General features: G+C 69.3%; 7 protein-coding genes. 3 read left to right on the top strand and 4 right to left on the bottom strand.

Translation table 11 applies throughout. The features are described from left to right. Window positions 1-20: 20 nt before the first annotated feature. From ACWDOP_RS19795 to ACWDOP_RS19780, 4 genes are read right to left on the bottom strand one after another with little or no spacing between them, the layout of a single operon-like run. Entirely contained in the window at window positions 21-3,029 is a 3,009-nt protein-coding gene (locus tag ACWDOP_RS19795) for an MMPL family transporter (RefSeq protein ID WP_456346260.1), read from the bottom strand. Beyond that, entirely contained in the window at window positions 3,029-3,775 is a 747-nt protein-coding gene (locus tag ACWDOP_RS19790) for an NYN domain-containing protein (RefSeq protein WP_454201003.1), read from the bottom strand. The genes ACWDOP_RS19795 and ACWDOP_RS19790 overlap by 1 nt, the downstream gene beginning before the upstream one ends. Next, complete coding sequence (gene trmB / locus ACWDOP_RS19785; RefSeq protein ID WP_454201004.1) at window positions 3,772-4,596, bottom strand: tRNA (guanosine(46)-N7)-methyltransferase TrmB; 825 nt, start codon at window positions 4,594-4,596, stop codon at window positions 3,772-3,774. Before trmB ends, ACWDOP_RS19790 begins: the two co-directional genes overlap by 4 nt. A 59-nt stretch (window positions 4,597-4,655) precedes the next feature. Then, a complete protein-coding gene (locus ACWDOP_RS19780; protein ID WP_454201005.1) occupies window positions 4,656-6,077 on the bottom strand; it encodes a lipase family protein in 1,422 nt (473 codons plus the stop codon). A 247-nt stretch (window positions 6,078-6,324) separates the two neighbouring features. Between ACWDOP_RS19780 and ACWDOP_RS19775 the strand changes: the two genes are divergently transcribed. The 3 genes from ACWDOP_RS19775 (at window position 6,325) to ACWDOP_RS19765 (ending at window position 11,405) form a co-directional block, all read left to right on the top strand. Further along, window positions 6,325-7,032 (top strand): hypothetical protein, encoded by a 708-nt coding sequence (locus ACWDOP_RS19775; protein ID WP_456346259.1) that lies wholly within the window; start codon window positions 6,325-6,327, stop codon window positions 7,030-7,032. A gap of 640 nt (window positions 7,033-7,672) precedes the next feature. Beyond that, a complete protein-coding gene (locus ACWDOP_RS19770; protein WP_456346258.1) occupies window positions 7,673-9,355 on the top strand; it encodes a hypothetical protein in 1,683 nt (560 codons plus the stop codon). A 223-nt stretch (window positions 9,356-9,578) separates the two neighbouring features. Beyond that, entirely contained in the window at window positions 9,579-11,405 is a 1,827-nt protein-coding gene (locus ACWDOP_RS19765; RefSeq protein ID WP_456346257.1) for a phosphoenolpyruvate carboxykinase (GTP), read from the top strand. Window positions 11,406-11,506: the final 101 nt, after the last annotated feature.

Raw genomic sequence — 11,506 nt, 5'->3', positions numbered from 1 at the left:
GAGCGTCGGTGCTTCCGGGATCAGTCCCGGTTCTGCCGGCGCAGTAATTCGTTCACGCTGACGGTGCGGCCCTCTCCGCCCCGGTGCTTGCCCTCGTCGTCCAGATCCTCGGCCGGGCGCCGGGCCGAACGCAGGTCCGACATCCACTGCTCGATACTGCTGCGACCGTCCCCGGCGGGCTGATCCTCGAGCGAGTGATGCGTCGGATGCGGTTGCTCCGCACCGGCGTTCGCGGTCTCGCCCGCGTCACCGCCGGGCTGATACAGCTGCGCACGGGTCGCCGGATGCGGCGCGATGTTGCTCCCGGGCGGCGGCAGCACCCGCTCCGCGCCGATCGGATGCTTCGCGGGCGCCGAATCCGACTGGGAGACAGCCGGAATCGCCGGGTTCGCGAGCGGCGCCGGCTTGGGCGGCTGCGCGAAGGCGCCGTCCCGGTTCCGGGCGGTATCGGACTCGGGCGTCTCGCGACCGGGCCGGTCGACCGTGCGCGGGGTGACGCCGTGCCCGGGGGTCCGGGGGAACGCGCCGCCGGCGGGCCGGTCCGCGGGAACACCGTTGCCCGGCTGCGCCGGAACGCCGTTGCCCGGTTGTGCGGGAACACCATTGGCCGCCTCGGGCGGGGTGCCGAGCGACTTGGGCGCCGCTCCCGGTGCGCCGCCGGGCGCGGCGGGTCCGGCCGGCTTCGAGTCGGTGATCTGCTGGGTCGGCGCGTTGCCGTCCACGTCGATGTCGATCATGCGCGCGGGCTTGGGCCGCCGGATACGCGGAATCGCCTGGCTGTCGGTCAGCGCGGGCATCTGCATGGTCACCGGGTCGGTGATGGGCGTGGTCTTGACCAGGTCCACCACTTCGCCGCCGCCGGGCCGCTCGTCGTCGAGGATCGGCTCACCGAGCCCGATCTTCTCCTGCACCTTCTTCATCCAGGCCGGAGCCCACCAGCAGTCGTCGCCGAGCAGCTTCATGGTGGCCGGCACCAGCAGCATGCGCAGCACCGTCGCGTCGATGATCAGCGCAGACACCATGCCGTAGGCGATGTACTGCATCATCACCAGTTCGGAGAAGGCGAACGCGCCCGTCACCACCAGCAGGATGAGCGCGGCGGCGGTGATGATGCGGCCGGTCTGCGCGGTGCCTATGCGCACCGCCTCGGTGGTGCTCGCGCCCTGCGCCCGCGCTTCGACCATGCGGGACAGCAGGAATACCTCGTAGTCGATCGACAGGCCGTAGATGATCGCGATGATCAACACCAGGATCGGCGACATGATCGGTTGCGGGGTGAAGTTCAGCAGCCCCGCGCCGTGCCCGTCGATGAAGATCCACGTCAGAATGCCGAGCGTGGAACCCAATCCGAGCGCGCTCATGAGCGCGGCCTTGAGCGGGAGCACCAGCGATCCGAACGTCAGGAACATCAGGATCGTGGTGATCAGCAGCACCAGCGCGATCATGATCGGCATGATGTCGAGCAGCGAGTTGATGCTGTCCATCATCATGACCGGTTGACCGGTGACCATCACCTCCGCGCCCGCCGGCACCTCCATGGCCCGCAGATAATCCACGGTCTCCTCGGGATGATCCGGGGTCAGAACGGTCGCTTCGGTCTTCCAGACATTCGAGCCGTTCGGCGGTTTCGCCGGAATGCCGAACTGGGAGTTCTTCACCAGTCCGGGCGCCTGATTCGCCTGGGTGAGAATCGCGCCGATATCGCGCGAATTATCGGTGACGATGACCAGCTGCACCGGATCCGATTTACGCAGCGGGAAGATCTCGTCGAAATGCTCCTGCGCCATGCGGACTTTGTTGTCCGGCGGCAGGTAGGTCTCGCTGATACCGCCGAATTGCAGATTCTTGACCGGGATGATGAGCAGCAGCAGCACGATGGTCAGCGGAATCGCGACCTTGAGCGGGTGCTTCATGACCCACGCGGTCTGCCGGCCCCACAGGCCGTTCTCGACCTCTTCGGCGGTCTTGGTCTTGCGAATCCACTTGAGGCCCAGGGCATCCACGCGCGGGCCGAGGATGCCCAGGATCGCGGGCAGCACGGTGAGCGCGGAGACCATGGCCAGCAGCACCGCGGCGATGGTGCCGTAGGCGACGGACTTGAGGAAGCCCTGCGGGAACAGCAGCATGCCCGCGCTGGCGGCGATGATCATCGTCGCGGAGGAGGACACCGTCCGGCCCGCGGTCTGCACCGAGCGCCGCACGGCGGCCTTGGTGTCGTACCCCTCGGCCAGCTCCTCGCGGAAACGGCTCACGATGAACAGGCCGTAGTCGATCGCCAGGCCCAGGCCGATCATCGAGACGACGGCCATGACGAACGAGTTCACCTCGGTGAACTTGGTCAGGCCCATGATGATGCCGTTGGAGGCGATGATCGTGAGGCCGCCGATGATCAGCGGCAGCGAGGCGGCCACGATGCCGCCGAAGATGAGGAACAGCAGCACGGCGACGGCGGGCAGCGCCAGCATCTCCATGCGCTTGACGTCGCTGGAGATGGTGTCGTTCAGCGTGAACGCGATGGGCTGCATGCCCGCGACCTCGACCGTGACGCCGGGAATGTCGAAGGCGTTCTGCACCGCGTCGTAGCTGCGCAGCATGTCGTTGTCGTTGTTGCCCGCCAGCGCGAGGGTGGCGAACGCGTGCTGCTTGTCCTTGGAGCCGAAGAAGCTCGGCGAGTACTCGCCCGTGGTCGTGCGCCAGTACGACCCGTTGACCTTGGAGATCTCGGGGTACTCCTCGGGCAGCCGGTTGAGGGCCTCGACGACCTTCGCGCTCCATTCCGGATCGTCGATCGTCTTGCCCTCGGGCGCGGTGAACAGCAGCACGATGTCGCTGTTGTGGTCGCGACCGTAGGTCTGGTCCTGCAGGACCGCCGCCTTGGTCGACTCGGAATGCGGGTTGAACCAGCCGCTGGAGCTGAGATGGCTCTCTACCCCGAGCCCGAAGGCACCGAGCGCGAGAAACCCGGCGATCGACAAGCCCAGAACCGTGTAGCGCAGTTTGTAGACCAGGTCGCCCCAGCGGGTGAACACTAAGCGACTCCTTGAGCGGGGCGGGAGGTGAGCAGCGCTGACAGCGGCCGGAACGGCTGCAGCCATGCTCCCTCGTCGGGCAGCGACTCGAGACTGACCCTGGGCAGCGGTTCACGGAACACGCCCGGGATGTCCTCGAGATCGATGAACTCGAGAATATCCGACGTGACCGCCCAACTCGCGTGCTCGCGGAATCCCAGCACCTGGACAGGAACGCCGCTGGCGGCTATTTCCTCGAGCGGTGCGCGGAATGCCTGGCCATCGGCGGAGGCGACCATGATTCCGGCCAGCCCGGCGCCGCGGCGGCGTAGCTCGATGTGGGCGAGCATATCGCTGTCCACGTCGGAATCTTCATCGATTTTGGGTTTTGCGAAGACTGCGTAGCCGACATTGCGAAGCGCCTCCACCCAGGGGCGCACGACATCGGCGGTGCCGGGGGCGATATTGGTGAAAACGGTGGCTTCGGGTTCGACGCGGGTGCGACTGCCGACCGAGAGTTCGGCGGTCCGGGCGAGCAGCCAGCGGCCCAGCGCGTCGAAACGCGGGCGATAGGCGGCGGTCGGGCGGCCACCGAGAATGGCGCCCAGGCCCATATCCAAATTGGGGGCGTCCCACACGAGGAGAACCCGGCGCACGTCCGATGTGGTGCCCGAGAGGCTCGTGTTGCCGGTTAGTTCCGACGACCCTGCGCCGTGCATTATTCCGGCAACATCCGCGACCTCCGGGGCCATCTCACTGACGCTCATGATTCGATCTTCCCCCAGATGAACTCGTTGATAGCGCTACCCGCGCGGAGTCCTTTGCCCTCGAACTTCGTAATCGGGCGTTCGAAACCGATCGGTGCGTTTTCAAGATACTGCGCGGGGTCCCCACCCGTGGTCTCATTCATGCCGATGAGCTGCGATTCTCCCGCGCCCACTTCCGCAATGTGTTCCGCGTAATCCGCGTGATCGGTCGCGACGTGCAACACGCCGCCCGGACGCAGCCGACTGGCGATCAAGGTCAGCGTCGTGGGCTGCAGCAGCCGGCGCTTGTGGTGCCGCGCCTTCGGCCACGGGTCCGGAAAGAACACTCGGACACCTGTCAGCGACTCCGGAGCAATCATGTGCTCGAGAACCGAGACCGCGTCACCGCGCAGCAGCCGGATGTTGTCGATGGACTCGCGCTCGATGCGCTGCACCAGCTGTGCCAGACCCGGGCGGTAGACCTCGACGCCGATCAGATTGAACTGCGGCTCGGCCTGCGCCATCGCCGCGGTGGCGGTGCCGGTGCCACAGCCGATTTCGATGATCAGCGGGGCGCTGCGGCCGAACCACGCGTCGGCGTCGAGCTTGTCCTGGGACACCTCGCGGCCGATGGACGGCCACATGCGCTCCCAGGACTGCTGCTGCGGCTGGGTCAGCGCGCCCCGGCGCGACCGGAAGCTGGTTACCCGGGGGTAGAGGCGATTGTCGCGGGGACGATCCACACCCGCGCCGGCGGGCGCACCCGCATCCGCGTGGTCGGCGGACCGCGGCCCGGGGACTGACTCGGCAGTGTGGTTCGCGGCGTCGTTCACGGCGTCCATTGTCCAGTATTGAGTAGTTACCGCAGCAATCGACTACGTGTTGGGGAGCGGATCGACCGTCAGGCCGCCAGGCCCGGCGCCTCGGCGGCGACCTGCGGCGACTGCTGTGTGAGCGACAGTCCCAGCGTGACTCGCATTGCGGTGGTTGCCAATTCCAGCAGTCCCCGCCAGCGGGCGGGCGGCAGCGCTACCGACCAGACGGTCTCGGTTGTGGGTTCGGTGAGAGTTTTGCCCGCGAGCCGATCGGCCAGCCAATCCAGGGTCAGCGGCGTCGCCAGCGGCAGCAGCGAGAAATGTTCGCTCAGCCGATCGCGCAGGTACCAGACCTCGGCGCCGTTGGCCCGGTAGCGCTCGACCTGGGCATCGACGCCCGAGACGTGGATCACCTGATCCCGCACCGGGTGCACGACCAGCACGGGGCAGGCCGGGGCGGTGTTGCCCAGGCGAATATCGGCGAACATGTCCTCGAGCTCGGGCAGGATCTCCGCCAGCGGCCGGCGCAGGTAGTCCTCCAGGCGGCAGCCGACCAGCAGCGGCAGGGCGGCGATCGGGCCGAGCTGCTCGACCCGGTGCAGCAGGCGGTGACCCGCGGGGGTGAAGTCCTTGCGGACCACGTCGGCCAGGACCGGGTAGACCTGCTGCAGCGCGGCGATGACGATCGCGGGGAAACCGGCGTACAGGCCGCCGTCCAGGCGCAGGAAGACCGCGGCGGGATCGCCGACGGGCGCGCCGAGCACGGCGCCGGCGATATCGAGTTCGGGGGCGTACTCGGGGGCCATCTCCACGGTCCACGAACTCGCCATGCCGCCGCCCGAATAGCCCCACACCCCGATCCGGGTCTCCGGGCGCAGGCCGAGCGGTGCGAAACGCAGGGCCGCGCGGATGCCGTCGAGGGTGCGGTAGCCGGGTTCGCGGGCCACGCCGAAGCCGCCCTTGGGGCCCTCGTGATCGGCGATGGTGACCGCCCAGCCGCGGCGCAGCGCGTTGGCGACCAGCATCCACTCCCACTGGGTGACCGAACCGGGCGAGAGCGCGCCGCGGCGCAGGGCGTAGGACGGGGCGCAGCGATCGGTCACCGCGTCCTGGGCGGACTGGAAGGCCAGCAGCGGGCGGTCGGCGCCGGGGTCCGCGCCCTTGGGCAGGAGGACGGTGGTGACCGCGACCTCGGGGCGTCCGTGTAAATCGTTGCTGCGGTACAGCAATTGCCAGGCCGTCACCTGCTGGGGGATGACGCCGAGCAGTGCGAGTTCGACCGGGCGGGTGCGCAGAATGGTGCCCGGCGGCTGCATGGCCAGGCCGGCGGGGGTGTGGAAGAAGGGGTCGCGGCTGGGCGGGACCGGGCGGGCGGCGCCCGCGGCGCGGCGGCCGGCGGCGGCGGTGAGGTTCGCGTCGGGGTGGGGCGCCGACGGATCGGGTTGTCCGGCAGGGGAATCCGAGCGGGCCGGCGGGGCGGCGACGCCGTCGGCGTGGTGCTTGGTCACGGGTGCTGGCGACCTTCCTGGCTGAGTCCCGGCCCATGGGCTCGGGGGACCTGCCGGCGGTGCCCGCCGACCGGATCGAAACAGTAGGTGGTTCGGCGGTGTGTGTGAAGAGCGGTGTCGGTGAAATGCGCTGTCGCACAGTTGGACCCGGAGGGGTATGAGTCGGTTTGTCCTGTTGAAGGCGGCATTTCGGTCAGTGGACGTCGAATGTCCGCCTGTGCGAGCGGGTCCGGGCTAGGCTGCCCGCGTGTCGCACGGGCCGTCCCCGCGCATTCAGATCACCGGCCGCGCCCGCGCCGGTAAATCCACCCTGCGGGACGCGCTGTCCCTGCTGTCGGCCGAGGAGACCGCGCCGCTGGACGCTCCCGGCCGCACCGACCCGGTCCTGGATGCCGATCTAGTCCTCTACGTCCTGCCCGGCGCTGCGAATTCCGCCGACCGCCGCCTGCTCGCCGCCCTGCCCCCGGGCCGCGTCCTCGTGGTCCTGAACAAGGCCGACGCGGTCGGCGCCCGCTGGCCGGACGCGGCCGCCGTGGCCGACCGCCTCACCCGCACCCTGGGCCACCCCACTTTCCCCGTGGTGTCGACCCTGGCGGCCCGCACCCGCACCGGCACTTTCACTCCCGCCGACCTGCACACCCTGCACCGCCACCGCCACCGCGAGACCCCCGCCTTCACCCTGCTCCCCGAGCTCTTCACCGACCCGTCCGTGGCCCTGGACACCCCCGCCCGCCACACCCTCCTGGACCGCTGGACCCTCTACGGCGTGGCCTGCGCCCTGACCGCCCTGAACCACGCCCCCACCCTCGCTCCCCGCCCCCTCCTCCAGATCCTCCACTCCGCCAGCGGCATAGACCCCCTCCACGAGGAGCTCCACACCCGCTACGCCGCCGCCGCGACCCGCCTCGCCGAGGCGGCCGCCCGCCCCCACCCGCTCCCGGAGTTCCCCGACTGACCGCGCTGCCCACGACCCAAGGTCCTTCGCCAGTGAGCCCCGCCTCGACCCGCGATCGTCACGATCCGCGGTGGCTCGGCCCCTCGGTGATTAACGCAGCAACGCCGACCAAGTGTTGACCAGAAAGACCGGTTGCGGGCGGGCCCGCATATGCCCTGTGCTTCATGGAGTGCAGCAGGGTCTGCGTGGTCCGGGGTCTCGGCGAGGCACCCAAGTTGGGATGGGGAGAGACGAGGGTGGGGGTGGTGACGAATGACGGGGGGTGGAGGGAGATCTCGGGTCCGGAGGGATGTTGGGCGGCGCTGGGCGGAGCGGGGGTGCGGACGGCAGCGGGGTTGCGGGGCAGGGCGGTAGGAAACTGTTCGGCACGCTCGACTTGCCGGAACCGCGGAATGGGCGGTCGGACACCGGTGGGACCGGGGAAGCGGGGATTGAGCGTGCGGTGACAGCGCCCGGGGAGGCGGCGGCATCGGTGGAGAGCATGTCGCCCATGGCTCCCGGCGTGCCGAATCCGGTTGTCGCTCCGGTGCCGAACGGGTCGACCGCTGTGCCAAGTGAATCCGAGGCCGATGTTTCCGGCGAGTCGGCGGCCGCGCTGGGAAACCCTGTTTGCGATATGGCTGGAAGTCCGGTCGGGCACGTGACTGGCGAACCGGTGGAGGTCGTGCCCAGCGACCCGGTCTGGACTGTGCCCGGCCAACCGGTCGGGACCGCGTCGGGCGGACCGGCCGGGACCGTGCCCGAGGAGCCCGTGGAAGCCGTGCTCGCCGAGCCGGTCGCGGGGCCGCCGCGGCGGGTCGCGATCCTCGAGCCGGGGGTGGAGCGGGTCGTGGGGCGGTGGAACCCGCACGGGCTGGCCCTGCTGCTGGCCATGGGGAGCGGGCGGGGTGGGGACGAAGTCGTGTTGGTGGGGCGGGACGCGGGGGACACGGCGTTGTTGCGGGCCGAGCTGGCTCGGTGTGTGCCGCGGGTCGAGGTGGTGGACGGCGGGGCGCGGGGGTGGGGGACGGGCGAATTCGACTCGGAGCCGAGGGAATCGGTGGTCAGGGGAGCGGGTGAGGTCGAAGGCAGGCCGGTGGCCGTGGCGTGTGTCGTGCTGGAAGCGGGGGCGCCGGTCGGGCGGGAGACCCTCGGTACGGTGCGTGCGCTGCGGGCGGCGGGCACACGGATCGTGTTCGCGCTGGAGGGTTTTGCCGCGCATGCGGAATGGCGGGTGGTTCTCGACGGGGACGCGCGGGTCCTGGCGGCCGGCGCGGCGGTCGAGATCGTTCCGGTCTCGGCGCGGCTGGCCGCGCTGGCGCGGGCGAACGGGGATGCGGCGCTGGCGGATCGGTCGGGTCTCGGCCTTCTCCATGCCCGGCTGGTGGCCGCGGCGGGCGCGGGCGCGGCGGCGGATCAGATAGCGCTCGTCCGGGCCCGGGTGCTGGAGCAGACCCGGGAACGCATCGGGAGCGAACTCGCGAAGTTGCGCGACGGCGGGGACGTCGCGGCACTGCGTGCCGAGCGTGCCGCCCTGCTGGCGATCGGGGACGGCGGGCGCGGGCCCGCCATGTCGATGCTGCGGAATCGATTGCATTTGGCGCGCGTGGATCTGGTGCACGAGGTCGGGGTCCGGGTGCGCGGCGTCCACACCGCCGCGCGCGCCGAGATCGATCGGCTGCCCCGCGCGCGGCAGCCGGGCTATCCCGGGGTGCTGCAGGCGGCAGTGGAAAAGATCACACGCGAGATCGACCGCGCGGTGCGGGTGCGGTTGGCCGAGCTGGCGGATCTGGTCGAGCGGTCGGTCGGAATCGCCGGGGACACACCGGCCGCGGCCCCCGACACGCCCGGGGTCCGACGCGATGTTCGGCGCCCCCGGGTCGGCCCCGGCCCGGATCCGCGCTGCCGGGGTGTCGAAGATCATCTGATGATCGCGCTCGGCGCCTCCGCGGGGTTCGGGCTCGGGCGGCTGATGATGGCCCCGCTGGCGCTCTGGGAGGCCCTGGAATACGGGATTGTGCCGGTCAGTCTGTTCCTCGGTGCCGCCGTGGCCGCCTGGGTCGTGCGGGCGCGCCGCGAACTCGCCGACCGCGCGCACCTCGGCCAATGGGCCGCCGACGTGCTGGTCAACGTCAAAGCGCAGCTGGAACAACGGGTCGCGACCGCGCTGGTGGAAGCCGAGGAACGACTCACCGAGCACGTAGTGACATCGAGCACGGCCCAGCTCATCGAAACAGACCGAAGGGTAGGAGAATTGGAGGCCCGATTGCGGCAGGCGGCCCAGCGTAGGCCCGCTTTATCGACGGCGTGTGAACGTGACCTGACCGCACTCGAATTCGCATAGTCGCTGGTCGGAGGTTTCGACCCGGTACCGACTGGACAACCCGATTCCATACGCCGCGATATATGGCGTTAACCTCTATGGCAGGAACCTGGGCGTCCGCTTGGTCCTTGTACGCCGTCCAGCCGGGACGGCTATCGGCAAGTCGCTGGTGGTCGCCTTGCCGCAAGTGGTGGCACTCGGTGTCGCGAGCACCCCGGGCCCCCTATCTCAGGAGAGTTGTTTCATGACCTCAGCGACCATTCCTGGTCTTCACGATGGCACCGCGCCCACCGAGCACAAGGAACTGCTTGCCTGGGTACAGGAGGTCGCAGAACTCACCCAGCCCGATCGCGTTGTCTGGGTGGACGGCTCCGAGGAAGAGGCGGTGCGGCTCTCCGAGCAGCTCGTCGCGGCCGGCACGTTCAAGAAGCTGAACGAGCAGAAGAAGCCGAACTCGTACCTGGCCCTCTCCGATCCCTCCGACGTCGCGCGCGTCGAATCTCGCACCTACATCTGTTCGCGCAACGAGTCCGACGCGGGCCCGACCAACAACTGGGTCGACCCGGCCGAGATGCGCGCCACCATGACCGAGCTGTACCGCGGTTCCATGAAGGGCCGCACCATGTACGTGGTGCCCTTCTGCATGGGCCCGCTGGGCGCCGACGACCCGAAGCTGGGCGTCGAACTCACCGACTCCGAGTACGTCGTGGTCTCCATGCGCGTGATGACCCGCGCCGGCTCCGCCGCGCTGGACAAGCTCGGCACCGACCGCCCCTACGTGAAGGCGCTGCACTCGCTGGGCGCCCCGCTGGCCGAGGGCCAGGCCGACGTGCCGTGGCCGTGCAACGACACCAAGTACATCACCCACTTCCCCGAGGATCGCGAGATCTGGTCCTACGGTTCGGGTTACGGCGGCAACGCGCTGCTGGGCAAGAAGTGCTACTCGCTGCGCATCGCCTCGGCCATGGCGCACGACGAGGGCTGGCTGGCCGAGCACATGCTCATCCTCAAGCTCATCTCGCCCGAGAACAAGAACTACTACGTGGCCGCCGCCTTCCCGTCGGCCTGTGGCAAGACCAACCTCGCGATGATCCAGCCGACCATCCCGGGCTGGCGCGCCGAGACCCTCGGCGACGACATCGCGTGGATGCGTTTCGGCAAGGACGGCCGCCTGTACGCGGTCAACCCGGAGTTCGGTTTCTTCGGCGTCGCGCCGGGCACCAACCACTCCTCCAACCCGAACGCGATGGCCACCATCGACGCGGGCAACACGGTCTACACCAACGTGGCGCTCACCGATGACGGCGATGTGTGGTGGGAGGGCCTCGAGGGCCAGCCCGATCACCTCATCGACTGGAAGGGCAACGACTGGTACGAGCGGGAGTCGGAGACGCTTGCCGCGCACCCGAACTCGCGCTACTGCACCCCGATGTCGCAGTGCCCCACCCTGGCTCCCGAATGGGACGACCCGCAGGGCGTGCCGATCTCGGCGATCCTGTTCGGCGGCCGCCGCAAGACCACCGTCCCGCTGGTGACCGAGTCCTTCGACTGGCAGCACGGCGTGTTCATGGGCGCGACCATGTCGTCGGAGCAGACCGCCGCCGCCGAGGGCAAGGTCGGCACCGTGCGCCGCGACCCGATGGCGATGCTGCCGTTCCTGGGCTACCACGTGGGCGACTACATGAACCACTGGGTGAACCTGGGCAAGAACGCCGACGCGGAGAAGCTGCCGAAGATCTTCTACGTCAACTGGTTCCGCCGCGGCGACGACGGCCGCTTCCTGTGGCCCGGATTCGGCGAGAACTCCCGCGTGCTGGAGTGGATCGTCGGTCGCATCGAGGGCACTGCCCAGGGTGAGGCCACCCCGATCGGCACCGTGCCGCACGCCTCCAACCTCCTGCTGGAGGGCCTGGACGTGAACGCGGCCGACGTCGAGGAGGCGCTCGTGGTGAACGCCGAGGAGTGGAAGCGCGAGATCCCGATGATCGAGGAGTGGTTCGAGTTCGTCGGCGACAAGCTGCCCTCGGGCGTGCGCGACGAGTTCGAGGCCCTGAAGCAGCGTTTGGGCTGATGCTCGGTCGACCACCACCACGTCGTAATCCCGATCAGTCATGTAGAACACGTTATAGAATCAATCCTGGTTTGGTCTATGTTGGTCTGGCAGATGGGACT

It is taken from the genome of Nocardia sp. NPDC003693 (assembly GCF_053981095.1).
The sequence above is the reverse complement of the archived record's forward strand: the minus strand, read 5'-3'. Positions and strand labels throughout refer to the sequence as shown.

Excerpts from the sequence above, each read along its gene's own strand:
- ACWDOP_RS19765 (WP_456346257.1), top strand. The coding sequence starts at position 9,579 with ATGACCTCAGCGACCATTCCTGGTCTTCACGATGGCACCGCGCCCACC.
- ACWDOP_RS19790 (WP_454201003.1), bottom strand. The coding sequence starts at position 3,775 with ATGAGCGTCAGTGAGATGGCCCCGGAGGTCGCGGATGTTGCCGGAATA.
- trmB (WP_454201004.1), bottom strand. The coding sequence starts at position 4,596 with ATGGACGCCGTGAACGACGCCGCGAACCACACTGCCGAGTCAGTCCCC.